Genomic DNA, 25,592 nt, shown 5'->3' on the forward strand with positions numbered 1-25,592 from the left:
CCGTAGGACCTTCACCCTTCACGCTACTTGGCTGGTTCAGGCTCTCGCCCATTGACCAATATTCCTCACTGCTGCCTCCCGTAGGAGTTTGGACCGTGTCTCAGTTCCAATGTGGGGGACCTTCCTCTCAGAACCCCTATCCATCGCAGGCTAGGTGGGCCGTTACCCCGCCTACTACCTAATGGAACGCATCCCCATCGTTTACCAATAAATCTTTAATGGTGTTATCATGCAATCTCACCATACTATCAGGTATTAATCTTTCTTTCGAAAGGCTATCCCTGAGTAAACGGAAGGTTGGATACGTGTTACTCACCCGTGCGCCGGTCGCCATCAAACTTAGCAAGCTAAGTTCATGCTGCCCCTCGACTTGCATGTGTTAAGCCTGTAGCTAGCGTTCATCCTGAGCCAGGATCAAACTCTTCATTGTAAAATATCTTTTTACTCTTGCGAGTACTTTTTGTCTCTGTTCAGGTGACCGAATGTTTCTTGATTGTTTAATCAGATTGACGGTTTTATCACTTCATCACGGATACACATTATTATATCACATGACTACTGCTTGTACTACATTTCGTTTGTTTATCTAAAGTCTTTCAAAGAACTATCTCTTATTTCTAAGCTTCCGTTTGTTAGCGAAAGCGTTTGCAAAGGTAAGAGGTTTTTTCTTAACCACCAAATTTTTTCGAAGTTTTTTTTTCGAAAAAATTTTCCAGCGGTCAGAAACCGGAGCCGCAAGCCCTTCTCGCTCCCTTAGCACCGCTAAGGTAAGATACAAGGCAACAACCGAAAAACCGGAAACCTCACGTTCACTCTGTCAATGCTTCAGCGCGTTTCTCTCTCGAAAGCGGGTGCAAAATTACGCACTTTTTCGCAAACTCCAACTTTTACACGACTTTTTTTTGACCGTTTCCCAAAGTTTTTTCGTAAGACACTGGAAAACAGCTATGTTACGCGGCATATTTTTTTACCGGACGCAGAAGGAGGAGGAAAACATGCACAATAATATTTATTGCGCGGGCGGGCGCATGTGCGCGGAGGAAAACACACCGCATTATCCGCAAAAAGCGGCACAATGGAAAAACAACGCCTTGTCTTCATTAAAACAACGGCATATTTTTACCTGAAATACACCACATAATAACTAATACTATTAGTACATCTCCCAACTCGTCATCAACATTCCAAAGAACATTTTACTGTGTACAAAATAAATCCTCGTAAAATAATCAGAACATATAAAAGAATACCGCTACAAAAGAATATCAAAAAACGATTCTAGATAAATTCATAAAATGAAAAAGGGATTTCACAAAAAAGCAAAATGAGAATTACACTATCTGACCAAAAATTTCTTCCTTTGTTTGATACAATTATAGAAACACATTTAATGAATACATTTAATGTTATGCCAAATTACCTAACAGTTTCCAACAATACCATATTGGTAAGAGTCTTAGATACCGGAATTGTCTACATCAGTTCAGACGGCAGCTACACAACTATGAAATTAATAAATGGTGAAGAATATACATTTTCCTTCAACCTATCAGCTTTTGAAAAAATCATAGAACAACAATTAAAAGACCATGCCAGTATATTTATTCGAGTAGGCAGAAGCCTTGTGATAAACAGCAACTTCATATATGTAATAAATATCAACAAACAAGAACTTATACTTGCTGATACAAAAACTTCTGCAAAGTTCATTTTGCATGTTTCGAAAGAAGCCCTGAAAGTATTGAAATCATTAGTTGAAAAATCAATCATTTAAAATATTAAATAATTATGAATAAAGAAGATAATGAAGTTTATTTCTTAGGAAAGAGTAAACCCGAACAGCATAGTAAGCGTATATATCTATATACACTCATATCATTAGCTATACTTGGAATAAGTGGATGGATATATTATAAAAGCACAATAAAAAAAACAGATAATACTGAAATGTTACAAACCGTATCCATTCATTCTAAGAAGACAATACTCAAGCGTCCTCGTTTTGATAAAGATAAAGACATTACAGCCTTTTATTCATGGATAGCCCAAAATTTGAAATATCCCAAAGGACTTGAAAATAAAGATGCAAAAGTCGTCATCAAGTTTACAGTAAATACAGCCGGCAAGCTGGAAAAATTTCAGATTCTTGAATCCCCAAAAGAGAAAGCTTTCGAACAAGCAGTAATAAGTCTTCTGAAAGAATCTCCACAATGGGCACCTGCCGAACTCACAGACGGCACCAAAGTCAACATGGAGTTCACCCTACCCGTTTCGTTTAAACCTGAAAAATAACCACTATGAAGCATTCTATCATTTGTTTTATCAGCCTGATGATGACTGTATTTTGTTATGCAAGAACTTCAATCTATCAACTTCCAAGCGATTCAACCGACTGGAAAGTCTATTACATGCAAGGAGAAGAATACCATCGAAAAGGGAAGCTGCAAAAATCTTTATCGAACTACAAAAAAGCACTCAGCATACATGTTTCTGATACGATCGTACATGCACTGGCCAATTGTTATTACCAAAGGGGGTACTACCAGCAAAGTATTGAGCTATATAATACATTTATAAAAGAAGACTCTTCGGAAATCAAACTGAATACTATCGCCAAATGCTACGACAAACTAGAAAAACCAGACTCTGCGCTTATATACCGCAAAATAATTGCAATGCAAGATATAGAGAATCAGAATAACACTATCGCACTTGCCCAAAATTTTTTAAGCATGGAGCAACCTGATTCTGCGCTGACATATCTATGCCGATACACCTCCATTGACTCTACCGACTTAAACATAAACAGACTGAAAGCATACGCATACAATCAGGCAGGATTGCACCAAGATGCTATCAAACTGTACCAGAAAATCAGACAATCCGGTGACAGACAGGCCAGTACGGAATATTATCTCGGACTATCGTATGCATACACAGACAGCCTCAGCCAAGCATACGATTGTCTGGTCCGTGCCAATAATCTATCAGAGAGGAAAAATGCTTACATTTTATCTCAACTGGGTGTAATAGGAAGTAAAATAGGCATGATAAAAGAAAGCCAGCAGGACATAAAAGATGCACTTGATCTCTTACAGCCCGACAAGCAACTGGTTATTTCTCTGTATGAAACAGCAGCAACAAACCACATTCAACTCCATCAATACAAGGATGCCATTGCCTGCTACGACAAGATTTTAAAAGAAAACCCAGAGAAGCTGCATATGCTATACCAGACGGCCTTCTTATACGGCAAATTGCAACAGCCTGAACAAGAGGCCGTCTATTACGAAAAATTCATCAAAGCGGTCGAGCAGGCCGGAAAGCCGAAGAAATATACAAATATGCTTCAAGATGCCGAAAGCTATATAAAAGAACTCAACGTAGAGAGATTTTTTCAAGGGAAAACAAACAAATAACCCAAACGTATGAAACGACTGATCATATTAGGCATTGTGATATGTGCGGGAACTCTTTGTACCCACCTGTCTGCACAAGTTATAGAAGGTAAGGTAACAGATGCTTCACAACAAGGAATAGACGGAGCAACAGTTATACTCCAGTCGGCCGACTCTGTATTTATCGAAGCAACGATAACCGACAAGGAAGGAAACTTCCATTTCCGTCAAAAACGGGAAAATTACTGTCTGACCGTACAACACCTGCTATTCCAGACAATAAGAAAATGTTTTCAGGAAAACAATATCCGACACCACATCATCATGCATCCTAAAGACAATCAGCTTCGTGAAATAATAATCGAAGGAGAAAAACCTCTGCTAAAAATGGAAGGAAGCAAACTGATATATGACATTACCCAGCTGACAAACACCAAGCTTGTAACCAATGCCTATGAAGTTATCAAAAACCTTCCCGGAATTATGGAATATAATGGAACTCTGACACTCGCAGGAAGTGGTTCGGTTAATATCTTATTAAACGACAAGGTATCTTCCATGACTTACGAGCAAATTCTTACACTCCTGAAAAGCATGCCAGCCTCACGAGTGGAGAAAGTCGAAATCATGTACACCACTCCCCCACAATATCATGTTCGTGGTGCATCCATAAATATTCATACCCCAAAGCATAAAACAGATGAAGGCAAATTACAAGGAGAAATCAACGGATCCTACAGCCAAAAGCAGCAAAGCGACGGAGAAGGTGGTATTACGCTAGCCTATACCTCCAAAAAGTTTGATGCAGATTTTACCTATCATTTTACTAATGAATACAGCCGTCAGGGTAATAGTGTGGAAACTCTCCATACAGTCGATGGCAACCAACACCATGTCTGCCAAAACTTCTCCGGAGAAGGTCGAAGCAACACGCATCTGCTAAAAATTGGCAGCACCTATAAATTTACTTCTCAAAGCAGCCTAAGTCTGGATTATACAACCAGTCTTACTCCTGACGATCAAAACACCCTGACAGCTTCCGGCAATCAGTTTGCATCTGAAAACATTTCCAACAGTCAAATCCAGGTACACAATCTCTCACTATACCTGACTTCAGCTTCCGGATTAAAAACCGGCGCAGATTATACTTACTACCGGAATATAGAGGATCAACATTTTCAAACACTTCAACCGGTTGAAGCTTTGCAGAAATTTCTCAGCTCGTCCAGGCAAGTGATTAACCGTTGCAAAATATACGCAGACCAACATCATATTCTCAATCAGGCATGGCAATTGGACTATGGCACTTCCTTTTCGTATGTAACCAACAGTAACCGGCAACAATACGATGCCCCAACAATGAGCAAACAGAATCTGGACTCCCGAATAAAGGAATACACCTATAATTTATATGCAGGCTCCGAATATAAATTCAACAAGAAACTAAGTTTAAGCGCATCCGTTTCGCTGGAGTTTTACAAAATGATGAATTATAAAAAATGGGCCATATACCCTACCCTACAACTTGGATACATTATTTCCCCTTTCCATTTGTTACAATTTTCATTCAACTCCGACAAGACATATCCAAGCTATTGGGTAATGAGTGGAGCCATAAACCATATCGACAATTACCAAGTAGCAATAGGCAACACTTACCTCAAGCCATACACCGATTATTCCGCCCATCTTAGCTATATATTAAAACGCAAATATATTTTTCAGATGCGCTACAGCCACAGACCTCATTACTTTACGCAAATGATGTACCTGCCTCCCAACGAACTGAAGTCCATATATAATTATCAGAACTGGGACTATATGAATCAACTTACATTTTCTTCCATCCTCCCCTTTAAAATCGGGAAATGGTGGAGTAGCCGACTATCGCTAAGCGCAATCCTGAAACACGACAAAGCCAGCCATTATTTTGATGCTCCTTTCGACCGAAAACAATGGACAGGAATAGGTATTTGGAATAACACATTTACACTATCCCAAAAACCGGATATAAAAATAGAACTCAGTGCCTTCGGACAAACCAAAGGAATACAGGGAAGTTATACGATAAAGCCTATGGGAAAGACAGATGCCGCTATCCGATATACATTTCTTAATCAAGCAGCTTCCATACAGCTGCGCCTAAATGACATATTCAATTCGATGAATCCATATACAACCATACGCAACGGAGTTCAAATTGCAGACATGAGCGTCAAACGAAACCAGCGCAGTTTGACCCTGTCTTTCAGCTATAAGTTCAAAGGATTCAAAAAAAAAGAAGTGAAAGAAATAGACACTCAAAGATTTGGATTATAGACTAATCTGCATACCAGAGAATGTACGTTTAAAAAGATGCAGAAGAAAGGATGAAAAATTGCTGAAAAAATAAAAAAAGATGCTGATGTTTTCAAGAAAAGATGCTGATGTTTTTCTGATGATTTCAGGGAAAGATGCCTAAAAAATAAAATGACATGCCAAAAGCCAAACAGTTGCTTCCGGCATGTCATTTTCTTCAATATCATTATAGCTGTTCACATTCCTGTAACCACAATGCTGAACTAGCATCGCTCGGCATACGCCAATCACCACGAGGACTTAAAGAAACAGATCCCACCTTAGGACCGTCAGGCAAACAAGAGCGTTTGAACTGTTGATTAAAGAAACGACGGCAGAAATTTACAAGCCACTTCTTTATTGTTTCTTTATCGTACACATCACGGAAAGCAATCTCTGCCAAATAGAAAATCTTTGCCGGACGAGAACCGAAACGCAAGAAATGGAAAAGGAAGAAATCATGCAATTCGTAAGGTCCGACCAAATCTTCTGTTTTCTGCTTGATATTTCCATTTTCATCTGCAGGAATCAGTTCGGGACTGATCGGGGTATCGATAATATCGAGAAGCGTTGCACGTGATTTTTCATCCACTCCGGTTTCTGCTACCCAAGTAACCAAATACCGAACCAGTGTTTTCGGTATACTTGCATTTACTCCATACATAGACATATGATCACCATTGTATGTAGCCCAGCCCAGTGCCAGTTCGGAAAGATCGCCTGTACCAATTACCAGTCCTCCTACCTTATTTGCATAGTCCATCAGAATCTGAGTACGCTCACGAGCCTGACCATTTTCATAAGTTACATCATGAACAGATATGTCATGATCAATATCTTTAAAATGCTGGATGCAAGCATCGCGTATACTGATTTCTTTCGTCGTTACCTGCAATGAACTCATCAAATCCAAAGCATTATGATAAGTACGGTCGGTTGTTCCAAATCCCGGCATCGTAATGCCGACAATACCCTTTCGGGACAATCCAAGTTTATCGAACGTTTTTACACATACCAGCAAAGCCAGTGTAGAATCCAATCCACCGGAAATGCCGACAACTACCGTTTTACATCCCGTATGTACCAAACGCTTAGCCAATCCCGCTACCTGAATTGAAAAGATTTCCTCACAGCGTTCATCAAGCAACTTACCTCCTGCCGGAACAAAAGGATGAGGTTCCACCGCACGTGTCAATGTAAAATCTTCATTCGCTTTAGTCATTTCAATTGGAATACGCTTTACCGGATAGTCTTTATATGTCCGTACGCTAGCAGCAAAAGTCGTATTCACCATTCGCTCTCCTCTCAAACGTTCGATATCAATTTCACTGACAACCAACTGTTCCTCAAATGAGAAGCGTTCGGAAGCAGCCAGTAGTGTTCCGTTCTCATAAATAAGAGCGTTTCCTGCAAAAACGACATCAGTAGTAGACTCTCCAAATCCAGAAGAAGCAAAAACATATCCAGCCAGACAACGAGCAGACTGCTGTGCCAGCAAAGAACGCAAATACTGATGCTTACTGATATTTTCGGTATCAGCAGACATATTGAATATTACATCAGCTCCTTTCAATGCCAAATGAGAACTTGGAGGGATGGTAGCCCATACATCTTCACAAATTTCTACGCCAAAACATAAATCTGTTGATTCAAATATCAAATCGGAACTGACAGGAACATGCTGCCCACATATACGAACCATCTCATCATCTGCATGTGCCGTTGATGGAGCAAACCAACGCTGCTCGTAAAATTCTTTATAGTTAGGCAAATATGTTTTAGGAACAATTCCCAATATTTTTCCACGCTGGCAGACCACAGCACAGTTCATCAAGGTAGAATTGACAACAACAGGCATGCCCACAATAGATATGATATCCAACTGACGAGTTTCATTCATAACCTGCATCAAAGCTATTTCTGCCTGCTCAAGCAATAAAGTCTGCCCGAACAAATCGCCACACGAATATCCAGTTAGATTTAATTCCGGAAAAATAATAACCTGTACGCCTTTCGAATCAGCTTCGACAATCAGTTTACTTGTCTGCTGAGCATTAAACTGGCAATCGGCCACCTTCACTAAAGGTATAGCAGCTGCCACTTTTACAAAACCATATTTCATATAAATTGTTATATAAATAGTGCATTACTGCAAAGATAGGAATTATTTATTGTTCACTATGAGAAAAATAAAAAAACTAACTTTGCTTTGGATTTTAAGAAAATCTTTATATCTTTGCCAAAGAATTAAAATTGTAACAATTACAAAATAAAAAGAATAACATGAACGTTTACGAATATCTGCTTAGCTATAACATCAAGCCATCCGTACAACGCATTGCTATTATGGACTACTTGCTAAAGCATCATACACACCCGTGTATAGATGAAATTTATTTAGCATTATGCAAAGATATACCCACCCTGTCGAAAACAACTGTATACAATACATTGAAGCTGTTTATTGAGCATGGTGCAGCACGCATGTTAACTATTGACGAACGCAATGCATGTTTTGACGGAGATACTTCTATGCATGCACATTTCCAATGCAAAACTTGCGGAAAAATATATGACATTCCAATGAAAACGGAAAGCGAAGAGGCAGACCTCTTACATAAAGATGGATTTCAAATAGAGGAAATACATCATTATTATAAAGGTATCTGTCCTGAATGTCTAAACGAGAAAAATGAAAATTAATGCCTGTAAATGGCAAATAAAATATTACTAATAACTAAAACTTTTTGACTTATGAAAAAATTTATCTGTACTGTATGTGGTTACATCTATGAAGGTGAAACAGCTCCTGAAAAATGCCCTTTGTGTAAAGCTCCAGCTTCTAAATTTAAAGAAATGGAAGAAACAGCAGAAGGTGGCTTGCAGTTTGTTGACGAACACGTTATCGGTGTAGCTAAAGGTTGCGACGACGAAATGATTAAGGATTTGAACAACCACTTCATGGGCGAATGTACAGAAGTTGGTATGTACTTGGCAATGAGCCGTCAGGCAGACCGTGAAGGCTATCCTGAAGTAGCTGAAGCTTTCAAGCGTTACGCTTGGGAAGAAGCAGAACACGCTGCAAAATTCGCAGAATTGCTGGGTGACTGCGTATGGGATACAAAAACTAACTTGGAAAAACGTATGAACGCTGAATGCGGTGCTTGCGAAGACAAGAAACGTATCGCTACTCGTGCTAAACAGCTGAACTTGGATGCAATCCACGATACAGTTCACGAAATGGCAAAAGACGAAGCTCGTCATGGTAAAGGTTTCGAAGGTCTGTACAACAGATATTTCAAGAAATAATAAATCCTTCCAATAATTAAGGTAGAAAGAGGCTGCTTATTCAAAGCAGTCTCTTTTTTTATTTACTCCCAACTATACCATATTAATAGCAATCAGTATAACTCTTTTGTCATCACTCTTCCAACACGAAATACACCCGTTCAATAACTTTAGACAATAATAGTCCTGATCTAGCTAGCTCCAACCCAATAAATAAACCTTGCAGTAACTCAAATCAAGGAATAGCTAGTTTTTATAGACAATAAAAAAGCGACCCTTTTTCGAGGGTCGCTCATTCTGCAATATATCTTTTTTATTAATTAGCAGCAGAATCTTTAGCTGCAGGAGCAGCAACAGGCTGATCGGTTGCTGCATCAGACTGAGGAGCAGCAAATCCTGCAGGAGCATTCAGAGGGTTAGTTTTCTGTTCTTTTACTGCCTGATCCATAATAACAGATGAAGCTTCGCTTGTGGTAGGAATAACATAAGCTGTAGCAACACTCACTACAACCATAAAAATAGCCAATCCCCAAGTAAGTTTTTCAATAAAATCTGTTGTTTTGCGAACTCCCATAATCTGGTTTGAAGCAGCAAAACTAGAAGAGAGACCTCCTCCCTTAGAATTCTGTATCAACACGACAAAACACATCAACACAGCTGCAAGTACGATTAATCCTACAAATAATAAATACAATGAATACATTTTCTTTTATTTTGATTTAGCGTTAATAATCAATTTTTCCAAAAATCTTATTTGGTCTGCAAAGTAAGCATTTTTTTTTGGATATTTCAAATTTAATTTTTTAATTATTTCAAGAGCTTTGTCATATCGTTGCTGTTTTACATAGATCTTAGCCAAAGTTTCAGTAAAATAATTTTCATCCGAACTTTCTTCTACTCTCGCTACCTCATCTTCTTGCTCTTGTATATCTGTTTCCTCCGGAACTTCATCTGTCGTATCTGATTCTTGCATCAAGTCATCCTCTTCCACCACAGCCAAGGTTTCAGAACCTGCTGACTGTTCAATAAAGTTATCAATCAAATCCTGGCCTTTCAACATGGCAGAAGAAGCAGGCTCTGCATCAGGTTCCTGCATCAAAATGGAAGTATAATCTACATTAACTTCTGCTGGCAATGGCAGTTCCATAGAAGTTTCCTCCGATAAATCCGACAAGAAACGGTCTATCAAATCTAAAGTCCGGTCAGTAGAGGAATCACTTGATACGTTTTTTTCAGAGGGGTGTTTCTTTATTACCAGACGCTCTCCTTCGATGTAATAGAAAAGAACACTTAAATCGGCTATATACAATGCACTTTTCCTTAATTCATCCTTGAAATCAGCATCCTGAAGCAAGAAGAGATTTTTCAGATAAAGTAACCGGACTGTCTGAAAATAAGGATAGCGAGCCAATAAATTTCTCAACTCAAACAAGCTATCCTTATTCAAATATTCCGGATGCAATATCCACTCATATAAACGTTGCTGCATCATTTGAATGAATTACCAGTTCGCTACTGTTGCATTAAATATTTGTTCCACTATTTCATCGATCATCTGGTTAACCAGATCTTCCTGAACAGAAGACAACTGCTGGCTTGCATTATACTCACGGCTCGCAGAAAATTGCTGTTCAAAATCTTCAGCATGATTTGTGTTATTCACGAAACGTACATTAACAGTCATTCTCAACTCAGCCATAGTAGAATAACCGTCGGAACCTACACCCTTATTATAAGCATCGTAGTTTGTAATCTCACCTGACAATTCCAAATCTCCCCCTTGTCTAACCTGTTTCAAGCGAGTTTGCTGCATGTATATATCCTGCAAAGCCGTATTAAACATCGACTCCATAGGTCCCCATACAAACGCTGCAGAACGGTTCGGGAAATTTTCGAAAGAAATTGTTTTTACCTTATCATAATTAATGGATGCACCATTAAACTTATATGACACAGTACATGCCGCCATTATACAGACAGCAACAGACAAAACAGAAACTAACTTATAATATTTTTTAATCAAGCCCATATTCTTTTATTTTTCGATAGAGCGTACGCTCTGATATTTTTAAATCATTCGCCGCATTCTTGCGTTTGCCGTGATGGCGTTCCAATGCTTTCCGAATCATTTCTTTCTCCACTTCATCCAAAGAAAGATTTTCTTCTACATATTCTTCTGTATCTTGAACTTCTGCTACTTCATCCGAAGAAACCTTTACTGGAGATATAGTATTTACAGACGAAACAGAAGGCTTTACAACAGGCACAGAAACCGGAGCGACCACTACTGGGGGGTCTTGTACCATTCCTACCGGATTCTGTAAATAATGTACAGTCGCAGTTTCCGTAGAATGATTTATCGGAGTTCCGGCACGTTCGGACATAATATCGTGAACCAGTTTTTTCAGCTCGGTTACATCGCGACGCATATCAAACAAAACCTGATAAAGAATTTCACGCTCGCTTTCAAAGCCTTTTCCTCCGGAAGTATTCTTCACTCCCAATAAAGCCGGCAGACGAGATACCGGTTGCGCAGGCAAATACCCCTGTAAAATGTCTGCTGTAATATCGCGGTTGGTTTCTATAATAGAAATCTGTTCTGTTATATTTTTCAACTGACGAATATTGCCAGGCCAGGAATATGATACAAGCATATGTCTGGCATCGTCAGTCAACTGAATGGCAGGCATACGATATTTTTCAGCAAAGTCAGCAGCAAACTTACGGAACAGCAAAGCAATATCATCCGGACGCTCACGCAAAGGAGGTATTTTGATTGGAACTGTATTCAAACGATAATACAAGTCTTCACGGAAACGTCCTTCCGCTATTGCATCTGCAAAATTCACGTTTGTAGCAGCAACAATACGCACATCCGTCTTCTGAACTTTAGAAGAACCTACCTTAATATATTCGCCAGACTCAAGGACACGCAACAAACGAGCTTGTGTGGATAATGGTAGTTCGCCCACCTCATCCAAAAAAATCGTTCCCCCATTGGCTTCAGCAAAATATCCGTTACGGTCACTGATAGCTCCGGTAAAAGCCCCTTTCTCATGCCCGAAAAGCTCTGAATCAATAGTTCCTTCAGGTATTGCACCACAGTTGACTGCGATATAGGGACCGTGTTTGCGGCGACTGAACTGGTGAATAATTTGCGGAAAGCTTTCTTTACCGACACCACTTTCTCCTGTTACCAGTACAGACAAATCTGTAGGAGCAACCTGTATTGCAATGTCAATAGCCCGATTTAAGCCTTCGGCATTACCAATAATGCCAAATCGCAACTTTATATTCTGTATTTCTGACTTTACCATATTCTACATTCAATATATGACAAAATTACAAAAAGTTTAATACATCAGGCAATTTTGGCAGAAATTTTAAAATACGGTACGAATCATAAAGCGAATACCCCACTTGTTTGCAGTTGGAAGATTGTTATAATTCAAACGGCGTACATACTCTACATGCAAAAGCTTGAAGATATTATGTATACCAGCGGTAATCTCCACATAAGGCTTCTTGGGATCCATCACATTGCTTGAATAGCGGTATTCTCCATTATAATCATAATGTCCCGGGAACTTCATCAGTATATCGTCATTACGGTTTTGCTCCAGGAACGGATTATTTTTATCGGTCAACGTTCCCCACAAACATTTTACGCCAATAAACTCACGCCATTTCAGTTTTTTCAACAATGGAATACGATTGAACAATTTACCTTGCATATTCCATGAAACATCCAATGAAGCATAACGGTCGTTTAAGAACTCCATATTGTTAATCAAATTGAATGTCTCATCCTGAATGATATAAGAAAGATTGGCAGCGGGCATAATCAACAGCGGGAATGGTACTTTATTCCACTGAATACCTCCTTTCAAACGGGCATCAACATTTCCCCATGAACTAAACCAGAAACGTTTATAGACACTTGCTTCCGTTACATTATACGTATAATCGCCTCCCAATACACCTTTCAAAGCCAATGTATGCTGCAAAGTAAACACCGGAGCATCCAGATTGATAGGAAGACGCCGCTGTTTGGTGTTGACAAATGTTTCACCAGGAGCATAGCGGAATGCAACAGATGCTTCAGCTACCGTAATGTCATGAGTATTGAATGGAGAATGTACCCATTTTTGTCCAGACAACTGCTGTTCAGCAATAAACGTCTGCAATGAGCTTTCACCGGCCATCGTACGATAGAACAATTCTCCGCATGGCTCATAGTTAGCATAGCGAATCATTGCAGTCGTTTTAAAGCCAAACTCCCGTTCACGTTCATATTTTATGGTAGCCTTACGCTCATAATTATACTGATCGACAGTACAAACCTTCAATGAAGTAAATACATTATCCTTATCTGTATTAATAAACTTATCAGAAGGCAACATATTATCATATTGATAAGTAAACGTGAGTGAATGTTTAGGGAATTCACGCGGCAAATATTCCTTCTTGTCGAATGAATACTCTACCTCACCCATATATTTGGATTTCTGGTCTTTAAAACCATATGCATAATACCCTTTCAAAAACAAATGCGGATTCAGGTTTGCCGTAGTCTGGGCCGAAGCACGCAAACGAAGTCCATCAATATAATTTGAAGTAATCATGGTATTGATGGGACCTATATCTACCTTACTATCCGGCGTACTGGTCTCCACGAAGTTTTCAATAAAAGCTTTCAATACGAACATGATATACTTGAATCCTTTTATTTTGGTCAAGTCGTCAACAAAACTGCTCATTCTGTTTTCCGACTGAGTCAAATCTTCTTGCCTGTACTGACTCCAATATTTGTCATCACGCATCATTGCATTGACATCTTTTATCTCATCACCTTTCTTCTTAAAAAGCTTATCAGGCAAAGGATCAAAAGTAAAATCAAAATAGCGGGTAGTACGCCTTACAAGATAAGAGCCCAATACTTTCTTTAGATATGACAGTTCGCACAACATGTCATCTTCCAATAAAGCCCATTCACCAGTAGGAAGTTCACCAAATTTTTGGTCGATGATCATATTATCAACGAAATTAATATCCGTTTTTTTAGGCAAGTTCAACTGACATTCTTTTACACGATAAGTTGAGTCTGCCAAAATATACAGATGTCCAGTAAAACCAAAATCCTGAGAGTTATTAGGGACAAAAGATAAATGGAAGCATTTATCCCGCTCTACATATACCGTATCCATTATATAGAACTTATAAAAACGAATACCTGCGTCCGAAACAGGGCTATCGAACGGATACTGCAAAAAGCGGAAACGATCTTCATAAATATCTATATCCTGAAAAACATCCTTCAAAACCGTAGTCAGCATATCACCTGTACTAAACAGTTCATTGACTCCGGTTGAATTTATTCCCTGAATAATTGTCTTCTCCGAACGTGGATTTTTTCTAAAGATTTTCTCCGAAACAGTTTCATCAACAGAAAGCGGCAGGATATTTTTTCCCGTTACATCACAAGTTTCTACCTGATCCCGAAAAAAAGGATACTTCTTAAACAGCCACGACTCTCGCAATGAATCTGTGGTAATATTATTCATCGCAAAAGTAATCTTCTGATACTTATTATAATGATAATAGTCGTTTTGCTCCAAATTTGTTTTCTCTTTTGAAGCAACTACTTTCTTCATAAGTTCTACTGCCGGATTATTTTTACGTGAATACTTTTCACGCTTGGGCTTTACAATAACTTCATCGAGAACCAAATCCGACTTCATACTTATATTCAGTTCGGTTGTCTTAGAAGAAACTGTTATCACTTGTGTAGCATATCCCACCATCGAAAATGTTAACTTTGTCCACCCCGGATGATAATCTATCGAATATTTTCCATCGATATCTGTGATTGTACCTACACCTTTCCCATCATAATAAACATTCAAATAAGGAATTGGATCTCCTGTATCGGAATCAATAACAACTCCGTGAATTTGAGCACACAGACCTACAGCCCAAATGCAAAATGTCATTATTAGGAGTAATCGTTTTACCATAAAAAATTTCAATACGCTTTTTTCGATATTCATAAAAACAGAGGCGAAATTACTGCTCTTTATTGTTTTAGACAAGTCAAGTAGTAACAAAAACGATAAATAGACCGTCTTTTATGCAGTATTAACTATTATTAATTTAGATTTTTAGGAAAGTCAATTCAGAGAAAAAGCGTAATTTTGTGCACTCAAACAAAAAAAGATTCGTATAATTTTCAAGATTAATAAACATGTCTAAAATACCATTATTCCATAACCTGATAGCAAGTGGCTTTGGCTCAGGGTACAGTCCTATCGCACCGGGTACAGCTGGGGCATTGCTTGCCACACTTATCTGGTGGGGATATGCATCTTTATTTAATGATTACTACCAAACATTACAATGTACATTTTTACTTGTTTGCATATTTACTTTTTTAGGCATCTGGTCATCGGGGGTTTCTGAAAAATATTGGGGCAAAGATCCATCGCGCGTAGTAATCGATGAAATGGTTGGAACATGGATTGCTCTACTTGCTGTACCGGCAGACAATTATATCGGATATATGTTTGCAGCATTTATTTTGTTTCGTTTTTTCGATATACTTAAACCATTAGGTATCAAACAGGCTGAAAAATTACCTTCCGGATACGGTATCATGGCGGATGATATCCTGTCGGGAATATATGGAGGCATAGTCATTCTTTTGTATCGATTCGTGTGCGCGTGAAAAATTTATTCATATCTATTTGCAAAAAGGGAGGGCTATTTATGTTCATCAGAGCGCAGCTCTCTGCACAGATTGCTACTTTTGTCGACTTTCTGATAAGCATTTTATTGAATCAATGTGCAAATGTATACTATGTATATGCGACACTAATCGGTTCTATCAGCGGAGGATTAACTAACTGTGCTATTAATTATAAGTGGACTTTTCAGACAGAAGACTGTAGCCCTATTCCTGTCATCATAAAGTACACTTTGGTATGGATAGGAAGCATTGGACTAAATTTATGGGGGACTTATCTATTAACTGAATTTCTTACGTTACAAAATAGTTTTATCTCAATAAATCAATCAACAGCTTTCATTATCGCCAAGGTCAGCGTATCTATTATAGTTGCGATATTATGGAACTATAATCTACACAAGACATTTGTCTTTAAAGATGCACATATCAATGAAAAACTCAAAAATAAAATAAAACAAATCACAAACCAACATGGAAATAAAAAAACAAGCTAAAAAATTGCGTGATTCACTTCAGCAATTAATTTACAAAATCATTAATCCTTTGGTTCATGGAATGATTAAGATCGGGATAACTCCTAATCTGGTTACAACAATCGGATTCCTCGGGAACCTAGCAGGAGCTTGTATTCTGGTTTATGCAGGTATAAACCAAGATATGAATCATTATAGTTTAATAGGATGGGCAGGTGGAGTTATTCTACTGTCATCACTATTTGATATGATGGACGGTCAGGTGGCTCGTATCGGAGGTATGTCTTCAACATTTGGAGCAATGTACGATTCTGTACTAGACCGATACAGTGAATTAGTAACACTGGGAGGTATTTGCTTTTGCTTAATTGGACATGACTACCTATTAGGAGCTATTATTACATTTGCTGCCCTCGTCGGCTCATTAATGGTAAGCTATGTACGTGCCCGTGCTGAAGGCCTCGGTTTAGAGTGTAAAATCGGCTTTATGCAACGTCCAGAACGAGTGGTATTAACAAGCCTAGGATTACTGATATGCGGCATTGTTGCTACACAAAATCCAGATTTATCTTTCGATCCAATGCTTATTTTAATTGTTCCTATGGGCTTTATCGCCATTTTTGCTAATATCACAGCTTTTGCACGCATTGAGTATAGCCGCAGACAACTTATGAAAAAATAATAGATCACGTATGAAGATAATGACAGATAAACCTTCTACAAGAGAAATAAGTATATTAGTCATTTCTCTTGTAGCATGGATCAGTGTAACGGCAACCTTCATCGGTATACGTCCTGAGCATATAGGGATGGGAGTCCTTATCGCATTGTTATTTCTGATCAGCAAGGAAACAAAAAAGCTGATTGTAGCGTTACTTCCTTTCGCTATATTCGCGATTTCATATGACTGGATGCGTATTGTTCCCAACTATGAAGTAAACCCTATCGATGTAAAAGGTTTATATGAAGCTGAAAAAAATCTTTTTGGAATTATGACTGCCCAAGGAGTTCTTACTCCCAATGAGTTCTTCCACATTCATCATTGTGCAGTCATGGATTTCATGGCAGGAATCTTTTACCTCTGCTGGGTTCCAGTCCCTATTTTATTCGGATTAGGACTGTATTTTAGCCGACAGCGCAAAATATATTTGCGATTTGCTCTTGTATTCCTTTTTGTCAATTTGATAGGATTTGTAGGATACTATATACATCCGGCAGCTCCACCCTGGTATGTTATGAATTACGGCTTTGAGCCAATTTTAAATACACCTGGAGACGTTGCAGGATTAGGAAGATTTGATGCAATGACGGGACTAACAATTTTTCAGGGATTATATGGACGAAATGCAAACGTATTTGCAGCAGTACCGTCCCTGCATTCAGCCTACATGGTTGTTGCATTGTTTTATTCTTTCCGGGCACGCTGCTACAACTGGCTACGAGCAATATTTGCAATCATCATGGTAGGTATTTGGTTTACGGCTGTATATTCCGGACATCACTATATCATAGATGTAACACTTGGTATTCTATGTGCATTATTAGGCATATGTTGCTTTGAATATGTATTAATGCGTATACCTAAATTCCGTAGCTTCATAGAACGTTACACAAAATATATTGAATAATAAAGAACTATCTCCTTAGGCCCAATAGGGTCTGATAAAAATCAAATGGCATGTACAAAAGGAATATTCATTTGTACATGCCATTTATGTATGAAGTTAACTTACGTATGTTATGATTTACTTTTTTATAACCTTCAAGTTACTATCTTTTATAATTTTCCATGCATCTTCCTCTGTACCACTAAATGGTCCTGATTTTTCTAGCTTAACAGTAGAAAGTGCAGCAGCAAAACATCCAGCTTCCTCATACGATACACCTTTATTACGCATATAAAGATATCCTAACATGTAAGTATCACCACATCCAGTAGCATCAACTACCTCTTTTGGAGGATAGGCAGGAATATAATAGAAACTATTTTCGGCATAAATAATAGAGCCTTCACTACCTAATGTAAGCAAAACTTCTTTTACTCCCCACTCTGCCAATTGCCGAGCTGCAGCCTGATAATCATCCAGCCCTGTCAGAACTTTTGCCTCATGCTCATTTACTTTCAAAATATGAACATACTTCAAAGCTTCTTTCTTTTCACACCAATCAATGGGATATACATTTTCACCTCTCACTTCACGTAAATATCCCTGCGCATCTACAGACAATATACCTTTCTTAGATAAATATTTAATCACATCCAAAGAGAAATCATCTGACAGCAGACTTCCAAGATGAAAGATTTTAGCCTCTATATGTTGTATTTTTTCAACAGTAAAGGGATCTGCTTTAGCTAAAACACGCTGAGTACGATTATTTTGATTTATCCCATACGAATTTTCAAAATAAACAGTTTTCTTACTAGGTATTATTTCTACATTAAGACCTTTCCCCGTCAATTCATCCACAGACGAATACTCACTAGGAGCGAGCGAAGTTACTAATTTATAATTTTTCCAATCATTCAAATGAGAAATACCATGAGAAAAATAATAGGAAGTACCTCCCGGCATATAAATAGTTTGTTTAGGAGTAATAATTTTATCTAATGTTATATGCCCGATGCAACAAATATCATTCATTATTAATAACTATTTCATTATAAAAAACGGGTGCAAAGATAGCATTTTTGAACTTAAGAAAGTTGTCCCAATTCTTTTTTTATCTGTCTAGAACAATGATTTTATTGTCATTTTATACGAAATATTGTTCAATTTCTCCAAGCAAGAAATAAAAAAAATAAGTTTATGCTTGTGGTTAAAAACAAAAGTATAACTTTACGGCATGTAATATTACTTTGTTATTTGACAAACTAGAAAAACAAATTAGAAATGGAAAAAATGAATGTACAACCGGCAAACGGCAAACTAGGAGTGCTGTGTGTAGGTTTGGGTGCGGTAGCAACTACTTTTATGACTGGTGTATTGATGGTCCGCAAAGGATTAGCAAAACCTGTCGGTTCAATGACTCAATACGATAAAATACGTGTCGGACGTGGAGCCAACAAAAAATATCTTCACTACAATGAGATTGCACCTATCGCAGATTTAAATGATATCGTATTCGGTGCATGGGATGTATATCCTGCTAACGCTTACGAATCAGCTATAAATTGCGAAGTCTTGAAAGAAAAAGATATTAATCCGGTAAAAGATGAGCTGGAAAATATCGTTCCTATGAAGGCAGCCTTCGACCATAACTATGCAAAACGTCTGGATGGAAATAATGTAAAAGACTGCGCAACACGCTGGGACATGGTAGAAGAATTGCGTAAAGATATCCGCAACTTCAAAGAAAAAAATGGATGTAGCCGTATTGTTGTTCTTTGGGCTGCTTCTACAGAAATTTATGTACCAGTATGCGAAGAAGTACACGGTACATTGGCAGCACTTGAACAAGCTATGAAAAACGATGACCGTGAGCATGTAGCACCTTCTATGTGTTACGCTTATGCAGCTCTGGCAGAAGGTGCACCGTTTATCATGGGAGCTCCGAACACAACTGTTGATATTCCTGCTATGTGGGAAATGGCAGAAAAAACTAAGATGCCTATCGCTGGAAAGGACTTCAAAACTGGACAAACATTAGTAAAATCTGGATTTGCTCCGATTATTGGAACTCGTTGCTTAGGATTATCAGGGTGGTTCTCTACTAATATTTTAGGAAACCGTGATGGCTTGGTTCTGGATGAACCTGCCAACTTCCATACAAAAGAAGTTAGTAAACTCTCTACACTTGAATCAATCCTCGTACCGGAAGAACAACCTGATTTATATACAGACTATTATCATAAAGTGAGAATTAACTATTATCCTCCTCGCAATGATAATAAAGAAGGTTGGGATAATATTGATATCTTCGGATGGATGGGATATCCAATGCAGATCAAAATCAACTTCTTGTGCCGTGACTCTATTTTAGCAGCACCATTATGTCTTGATTTGGTTCTGTTAAGTGATTTGGCAGCACGTGCAGGTCGTTATGGTATACAGCGCTTCTTGAGTTTCTTCCTGAAGAGCCCAATGCATGACTATACTGAAAACGAAGTACCAGTTAACCACTTATTCCAACAGTATGTTATGCTGAAAAATGCTATTCGCGAAATGGGTGGATACGAAGCTGACGAAGAAATTGACTAACCCTTTATATAAGAAAACTAACAATATTAAAACAAAAGGCTGCCTCAAAAAAATGAAGCAGCCTTTTGTTTTTAATGTTATCACCAAAGGTAATAAGAGATATAAAGTTTTAATCTCTTGATTTTCTTATTTAACAGATTACATTTTAAATACCTTGAGCAGGCATTATAATATCATTCTTTGCCCAAAACAATCCTACATGCATACATCAATACGACAGCATAAGCAATCCAAGGAACGATGAAAGACATAACCATAGAAGAAGTGATATCTGCCACATAGCCCATCAGTAAAGGACCCACGACGCCTCCCACTGGCGACATCATCAAGTAAGAAGAGGCACGTTTAGTATGGCCTCCCAACCCTCTTAAAGAAAGAGCAAATATAGTAGGAAACATAATAGCCTCAAAAGCATAACCACACAGCAAAGCAATCAATGAAATAATGCCTAAGTCACATAAGATTAAAGTCGTTGTCAAAACGGTTCCTATAGAACAATAGAGTAACATTCTCTCTGCAGAGATACGTTGCATTATCCAGCTGCCAATAAAACGCCCAGCCATAAATAAGCTTAGTCCCCCGAAAGAAAGAATCAAAGATGCGCGCCGTGCATTCATCCATCCTTGCTCTACTACATAATTGATAAAAAAGCTATTGATTGAAATTTCACTTACCTCATAGGCAAAAAGGGCAATCAGTCCGAAAATAAATAATTTATGCGACCAAATCCCAACACGATGCCCTTGAGAATCAACTTCTGTCTGGTGCTCGATTTCAGGCAACTTTACACGCATAAAAACAATGGCAACCAACAATACAACCACTCCCATACATGCATATGGTAAAGCTACGTTTCCTGTAGGTTGAGAATCATCTGAGAAAAGTAAAAGCCCCGTCAGAATAGGAGCACAAATACACCCCAATCCATTGAAAGACTGAGCGAAATTCAAACGGCTAGCAGCAGTTTCCTTTGCACCTAGTTCAGTAACATATGGGTTGGCAGCAGTTTCTAAAAAAGTAAGTCCACACCCTATTACAAAAAGTGCAAATAAAAATGCATTGAATGAAACGTAATATTGCCCTGGAATAAACAGAAATGCTCCTAGTCCATATAACAACAAACCAAAGACAACTCCTTTTCTATATCCAAAACGATTAATAAAGAGACCCGCAGGAATTGCCATGATAAAATATCCCATATACATCGTTACCTGAATAAAGGCTGAATGGGTTTTAGTTATATTCAAAACTTCCTGAAAATGTTTATTCAACACATCCAGAATGGCATGCGCAAATCCCCACAAAAAGAATAATGAAGTAACCAATATAAAAGGAAGAGTATATTGTTTACTTACCAATGAAATGCGTTTTGTTTCCATATTTTTCAATTATTATTACTATATCATTTCAGTAGACAGCAAAGCTTCGGCAATCCGTATATCCTCAGGGTGTGTCAATTTGATATTTCTTCGCTCTCCTTCTGCTATATATAAAGGAAAGCGCTTCAGTTCTGCCATCAGAGTATATAAAGATTGTGCACAAATAGATTTTTGTTCTGCTTCCTGGTAAGCTATCTCCAAATCTCTTAAAACAAAAGTATGAGGAGTCTGCGCCTTATACATTTGTTCACGAGGAAAACAACGATACGAAGAAACTCCATCTTCAGTATACATAACAGCTTCGTTGTCCCGGACAGCAGTAATTGCATTTCCATACAATTCACATATCCGGATATTCTCAGAAATAATCTTTGCCGATAGCAAAGGCCGTACAGCCTCATGAACTAATACAATATCATCCCTTGTGTAATAATGAGAAAGTCCTTTTATACCATTACCGATAGAAATATGGCTATTGCTACCACCAGAAAAGATATGCTGCAATTTAGTTATATGAAAATCATGTTTCACCCGTTCTACATATTCTTCCCATCCAGAAAGACACACAACAGCAATCACATCTATTTCAGGATGATTTTCAAAAGCTTTTAATGTATGTGCTATGACAGGCATACCTTGCAACAATAAAAACTGTTTTGGAGTTTCCATATGCATTCGCCCTCCATATCCCCCAGCCAGAACCAAAGCGATACGGTGCCTTTTTATAATACTTTCCATATCTTTATTTATAAGCTTCTAATTCTATCTCCTTACAGAGTTTCTCATGCCTGCTACGCATATAAAAGAAGATTACATTCATTACAGTTACTTCGAAAACCATATACAACCATGGTTCTTTTATTAATACTGATATAAATAAGACACCTGCACGCATATCAAATGTCAAGATATTAGTATATTTCATCAAAGGCTTACTTCCTACCCTAAAGTGTTGACGGAGTTCTGTTGGAATTTGATTTCCATATTTCTTTTTTAGTGTAAGTAATAAATGCTGGCATGAAGGCGACATTTTCTCCTGACTATGTGTATAACGAGCATAAAAAAATAAATAGATCTTTTCAAACCAGTCTTTACTCCATTTCAAGGCCTTCATTTTACGATATTGTTCTTCTGAAGAATCCAACTCACATTTATCAGCTCCTTTTTGAAAAAACATATGGACATTACGATAATAGTCGGCCAAAGCACACTGTTTACTATGACAAATAAATCCGGCAAAGGCTGACAACAGCCAAATCCATATACCCCAAGATGGCGTAAGCCGTAAACTGATAAAGAAATAAATTGAGAAAAACCATACATCTCCGGCAAATCCGTCAAGGATACGTCCCAAAAGACTTTTCTTTCCCGTCATACGAGCAAGTTGCCCATCTGCACAATCATACCAATTTGCCCATATCAGTAAAAAAATCCCCCACAGAGTATGAGATAAATCATCATAATAAAACATATACCCCGACAAGGCCCCTAATATGATAGAAACGATTGTCACTACATTAGGATGTATATGTAATTGCTTAAAAAACAATGCCCACAAATAGCCGCAAGAACGAGTTACATATATTTCAAAAAAACCTTCTGTATCTTCCGACTTTAATGTAGACTTTATACCTTGTACCAAAGAACTAAACCACATGATTTATTTAAGCTTCTAAATACGTTTACTTTTCAGACTATTCTTATTACCAAATTTCATTAATCCGATACCTAAAATTATCCAGACCAATTCACGAAGCCGCATTATCAGCCCCATATACACACCGTAAGCATATGGCATTGACAATCCACCTACAGCCAAAGCAAAACCGCCCTCCCGACCTCCTAACTGCATCGGTAAAAAGAACAAAGCATTAGCAAACAAAGAGGTAAAAGCCAATATTAGAATACAATCCCAATAGCTAATCGTATCTGTAAAAATCGATAATATAAAATAAATCTCAGCACATGATAAAACCCGCGCAAAAAACTCAGCTCCCAAAGATGTATAAAAAGTTACACGATGTTTGCTATGTAATTCCGCTATCTGATCATCAATTCGTTGAAGTGTTTCTTGCTTCTTTTCAGCAAAATTTATAGCCCAACGCTTCAAAAAAAACACCCTTTGCAACAATCGGATACAACGCATCGCCAACCCCTGCCGATAACCTTTCATAAAGAAATAAACTCCCATTAAACAAAAGATGCCGGAAAATGCCAAAAACAATGACAGACTCCATTGAAGGTGATGAAAGTATAAAACGAGATAGAGAAGGATAGAGAAAAGCCAAAAACAAAAGTGAGAAAAAATATGCATCATTACATATAATATCACACTAGAGGTAGCTTTTTCTACTCCAACATAAGGAGCTAACTCCATAATGCGATAAGGTTCCCCCCCCATCAGCCCAACGGGAGTAGTTGCATTCAACGCAAAGCCCGTTACCGTATATTTATATACACGCCAATAAGGTATTTTATCACCTCTAAAACCATCGTGTATAATGATATACCAGGCTCCAGCATTAAGCAAATAAATTAAAACCCATAAAAAGATAACCACCGGAAAACAAAGACCTGCTTTCCGGAGGCTATCTGTCAGTTCTGCATAGGACACGTCAAACGTAAGAAGCATGACGGCTATGGCAACTATGCCAAAAAGCAGAAACAGATTCCTATATTTGCTCTTCATCTACCGTATCCAGTTTCAGTTTATCGCTATCGTCACGCTTTTCATAATATTGCTTGCGCAACGGATGTGCACTGATTTCTTTTTCTATACAACGATTACGGAAAACATCCAGCGCTACATATATTGCTTGACGGAATGAATCCTCTGAAGCAACTCCCTGACCCGCAATATCATAGGCTGTTCCATGAGCAGGAGAAGTACGCACAACAGGAAGACCCGCTGTAAAATTGACCCCCTCATCCATAGCCAAAGCCTTAAACGGAGCCAGGCCTTGATCGTGATACATTGCTAAAATACCATCAAAATAGCGATAGTTTCCAGAACCCATAAAACCGTCTGCCGGATAAGGGCCAAAACACTGTACACCACGTTTTATCATTTCTTCCATCGCTGGAATGATAACCGTTTGCTCTTCACTTCCAATCAGTCCACAGTCACCAGCATGAGGATTCAGTGAAAAGACTGCTATACGAGGATTGTCAATGCCGAAATCCTGTTTTAAGGAACGATGGAAAATAGTCATTTTTTCCATGATTAATTCCTGAGTCAAATCTTTTGAAATCTCGCTGACAGGCACATGTCCAGTAACCAAAGCTACTCTGAAATCATCTTTTAATAAAATCATCAGAGCCTTCTGTCCATTTCCTACACGTTCTTCTATATATTCAGTATGACCGGGAAAATGAAAATTCTCCGACTGTATCGTGTGTTTGTTGATTGGAGCTGTTACCAATACATCAAACAATCCTTCACGATATTCCTTCAAAGACATTTCCAGTGCAGCTAATGCAGCACGTCCTGCTTCCTGAGTAGGCTTAGCTAATTCCACCTTCAGTTCATCTTCGGTACAATTTACAATATTGACACGTCCTTCCTGAGCTTCGGATGCAGAATTGATAATACTAAAGTTTGTCTGAATATCCATCGCTTTACGATGGTATGCAGCAACTTTAGGCGATCCGTAAATTACTGGAGTACACAAATCCAACATAGTGGGATCAGAAAAGGCTTTCAGTATTACTTCATACCCTACTCCATTTATATCTCCGTGGGTGATTCCCACAATTATCTTACGTTCTTCCAT

24 protein-coding genes and 1 rRNA gene (1 of these 25 cut by a window edge) are annotated in these 25,592 nt (G+C 38.2%); 12 read left to right on the forward strand and 13 right to left on the reverse strand.

All coding sequences use genetic code 11. The features are described from left to right. Positions 1-430, reverse strand: a 16S ribosomal RNA gene (locus BACCOP_RS21605) (it extends 729 nt beyond the left edge of the window). 199 nt (positions 431-629) lie between these two features. Here BACCOP_RS21605 and BACCOP_RS19710 point away from each other — a divergent pair. The 5 genes from BACCOP_RS19710 (at position 630) to BACCOP_RS06985 (ending at position 5,717) form a co-directional block, all read left to right on the forward strand. Beyond that, positions 630-1,127, forward strand: coding sequence for a hypothetical protein (locus BACCOP_RS19710; RefSeq protein ID WP_007567651.1), 498 nt, complete (start codon positions 630-632; stop codon positions 1,125-1,127). Between the two features lie 197 nt (positions 1,128-1,324). Then, a complete protein-coding gene (locus BACCOP_RS06970; RefSeq protein WP_007567653.1) occupies positions 1,325-1,774 on the forward strand; it encodes a LytTR family DNA-binding domain-containing protein in 450 nt (149 codons plus the stop codon). Between the two features lie 14 nt (positions 1,775-1,788). Continuing rightward, the gene (locus BACCOP_RS06975; protein ID WP_007567655.1) at positions 1,789-2,292 is read left to right on the forward strand and encodes a TonB family protein; all 504 of its coding nucleotides are present in this window, start codon (positions 1,789-1,791) and stop codon (positions 2,290-2,292) included. 5 nt (positions 2,293-2,297) lie between these two features. After that, entirely contained in the window at positions 2,298-3,419 is a 1,122-nt protein-coding gene (locus BACCOP_RS06980; RefSeq protein ID WP_040311904.1) for a tetratricopeptide repeat protein, read from the forward strand. A gap of 9 nt (positions 3,420-3,428) precedes the next feature. Continuing rightward, positions 3,429-5,717: an outer membrane beta-barrel family protein gene (locus BACCOP_RS06985; protein WP_007567658.1), complete on the forward strand. Its 2,289-nt coding sequence runs from the start codon at positions 3,429-3,431 to the stop codon at positions 5,715-5,717. A 205-nt stretch (positions 5,718-5,922) separates the two neighbouring features. Here the strand turns inward: BACCOP_RS06985 and BACCOP_RS06990 are convergent, their stop codons facing one another. After that, positions 5,923-7,857, reverse strand: a complete 1,935-nt coding sequence (locus BACCOP_RS06990; protein ID WP_007567663.1) for an NAD(+) synthase — start codon at positions 7,855-7,857, stop codon at positions 5,923-5,925. Between the two features lie 161 nt (positions 7,858-8,018). Here BACCOP_RS06990 and BACCOP_RS06995 point away from each other — a divergent pair, with 161 nt between their 5' ends. Beyond that, the gene (locus BACCOP_RS06995) at positions 8,019-8,438 is read left to right on the forward strand and encodes a Fur family transcriptional regulator (RefSeq protein WP_007567665.1); all 420 of its coding nucleotides are present in this window, start codon (positions 8,019-8,021) and stop codon (positions 8,436-8,438) included. 51 nt (positions 8,439-8,489) lie between these two features. After that, positions 8,490-9,044: an NADH peroxidase gene (locus BACCOP_RS07000; protein ID WP_007567666.1), complete on the forward strand. Its 555-nt coding sequence runs from the start codon at positions 8,490-8,492 to the stop codon at positions 9,042-9,044. Positions 9,045-9,339: 295 nt separating this feature from the next. Here the strand turns inward: BACCOP_RS07000 and secG are convergent, their stop codons facing one another. The 5 genes from secG to BACCOP_RS07025 all read right to left on the reverse strand — a co-directional run bounded on the left by secG (position 9,340) and on the right by BACCOP_RS07025 (position 15,040). Beyond that, on the reverse strand, positions 9,340-9,717 hold the full coding sequence (secG, locus tag BACCOP_RS07005) for a preprotein translocase subunit SecG (RefSeq protein WP_040311912.1): 378 nt from the start codon (positions 9,715-9,717) through the stop codon (positions 9,340-9,342). A gap of 15 nt (positions 9,718-9,732) precedes the next feature. After that, complete coding sequence (locus tag BACCOP_RS07010; protein WP_007567670.1) at positions 9,733-10,515, reverse strand: hypothetical protein; 783 nt, start codon at positions 10,513-10,515, stop codon at positions 9,733-9,735. Between the two features lie 9 nt (positions 10,516-10,524). Then, positions 10,525-11,052, reverse strand: coding sequence for an LptE family protein (locus BACCOP_RS07015; RefSeq protein WP_007567673.1), 528 nt, complete (start codon positions 11,050-11,052; stop codon positions 10,525-10,527). Next, entirely contained in the window at positions 11,039-12,340 is a 1,302-nt protein-coding gene (locus tag BACCOP_RS07020; protein ID WP_007567674.1) for a sigma-54 interaction domain-containing protein, read from the reverse strand. The genes BACCOP_RS07015 and BACCOP_RS07020 overlap by 14 nt, the downstream gene beginning before the upstream one ends. Positions 12,341-12,406: 66 nt before the next feature. Next, the gene (locus BACCOP_RS07025) at positions 12,407-15,040 is read right to left on the reverse strand and encodes a DUF5686 and carboxypeptidase-like regulatory domain-containing protein (protein WP_227994624.1); all 2,634 of its coding nucleotides are present in this window, start codon (positions 15,038-15,040) and stop codon (positions 12,407-12,409) included. Positions 15,041-15,267: 227 nt separating this feature from the next. On the opposite strand from BACCOP_RS07025, the gene BACCOP_RS07030 reads away from it, so the two are divergent. From BACCOP_RS07030 to BACCOP_RS07045, 4 genes are read left to right on the forward strand one after another with little or no spacing between them, the layout of a single operon-like run. Next, positions 15,268-15,747, forward strand: coding sequence for a phosphatidylglycerophosphatase A family protein (locus BACCOP_RS07030; RefSeq protein WP_007567677.1), 480 nt, complete (start codon positions 15,268-15,270; stop codon positions 15,745-15,747). Positions 15,748-15,788: 41 nt separating this feature from the next. Beyond that, positions 15,789-16,262, forward strand: coding sequence for a GtrA family protein (locus BACCOP_RS07035; RefSeq protein WP_085960423.1), 474 nt, complete (start codon positions 15,789-15,791; stop codon positions 16,260-16,262). Then, a complete protein-coding gene (locus BACCOP_RS07040; protein WP_007567681.1) occupies positions 16,240-16,923 on the forward strand; it encodes a CDP-alcohol phosphatidyltransferase family protein in 684 nt (227 codons plus the stop codon). The genes BACCOP_RS07035 and BACCOP_RS07040 overlap by 23 nt, the downstream gene beginning before the upstream one ends. Before the next feature lie 10 nt (positions 16,924-16,933). After that, positions 16,934-17,869 carry a phosphoinositol dihydroceramide synthase gene (locus BACCOP_RS07045; protein WP_007567683.1) on the forward strand — a complete coding sequence of 312 codons (936 nt, stop codon included), beginning with the start codon at positions 16,934-16,936 and terminating at the stop codon, positions 17,867-17,869. A gap of 117 nt (positions 17,870-17,986) precedes the next feature. Here BACCOP_RS07045 and BACCOP_RS07050 read toward each other — a convergent pair whose 3' ends face one another. Beyond that, positions 17,987-18,883 (reverse strand): PfkB family carbohydrate kinase, encoded by an 897-nt coding sequence (locus tag BACCOP_RS07050; RefSeq protein WP_007567685.1) that lies wholly within the window; start codon positions 18,881-18,883, stop codon positions 17,987-17,989. Positions 18,884-19,132: 249 nt separating this feature from the next. Here BACCOP_RS07050 and BACCOP_RS07055 point away from each other — a divergent pair, with 249 nt between their 5' ends. After that, positions 19,133-20,440: an inositol-3-phosphate synthase gene (locus BACCOP_RS07055; protein ID WP_007567687.1), complete on the forward strand. Its 1,308-nt coding sequence runs from the start codon at positions 19,133-19,135 to the stop codon at positions 20,438-20,440. A gap of 173 nt (positions 20,441-20,613) precedes the next feature. Here the strand turns inward: BACCOP_RS07055 and BACCOP_RS07060 are convergent, their stop codons facing one another. The 5 genes from BACCOP_RS07060 to pdxA are packed head-to-tail and all read right to left on the reverse strand — an operon-like array spanning position 20,614 to position 25,592. Further along, the gene (locus BACCOP_RS07060) at positions 20,614-21,819 is read right to left on the reverse strand and encodes a sugar MFS transporter (protein ID WP_007567689.1); all 1,206 of its coding nucleotides are present in this window, start codon (positions 21,817-21,819) and stop codon (positions 20,614-20,616) included. Between the two features lie 18 nt (positions 21,820-21,837). Next, positions 21,838-22,557 (reverse strand): IspD/TarI family cytidylyltransferase, encoded by a 720-nt coding sequence (locus BACCOP_RS07065; protein WP_007567691.1) that lies wholly within the window; start codon positions 22,555-22,557, stop codon positions 21,838-21,840. 4 nt (positions 22,558-22,561) lie between these two features. Then, positions 22,562-23,476, reverse strand: coding sequence for a CDP-alcohol phosphatidyltransferase family protein (locus tag BACCOP_RS07070; protein WP_007567694.1), 915 nt, complete (start codon positions 23,474-23,476; stop codon positions 22,562-22,564). Positions 23,477-23,491: 15 nt separating this feature from the next. Further along, positions 23,492-24,508, reverse strand: coding sequence for a lysylphosphatidylglycerol synthase transmembrane domain-containing protein (locus BACCOP_RS07075; protein ID WP_007567696.1), 1,017 nt, complete (start codon positions 24,506-24,508; stop codon positions 23,492-23,494). After that, complete coding sequence (pdxA, locus tag BACCOP_RS07080; RefSeq protein WP_007567698.1) at positions 24,492-25,592, reverse strand: 4-hydroxythreonine-4-phosphate dehydrogenase PdxA; 1,101 nt, start codon at positions 25,590-25,592, stop codon at positions 24,492-24,494. The genes BACCOP_RS07075 and pdxA overlap by 17 nt, the downstream gene beginning before the upstream one ends.

The organism is Phocaeicola coprocola DSM 17136 (genome assembly GCF_000154845.1).
Lineage (GTDB): Bacteria > Bacteroidota > Bacteroidia > Bacteroidales > Bacteroidaceae > Phocaeicola > Phocaeicola coprocola.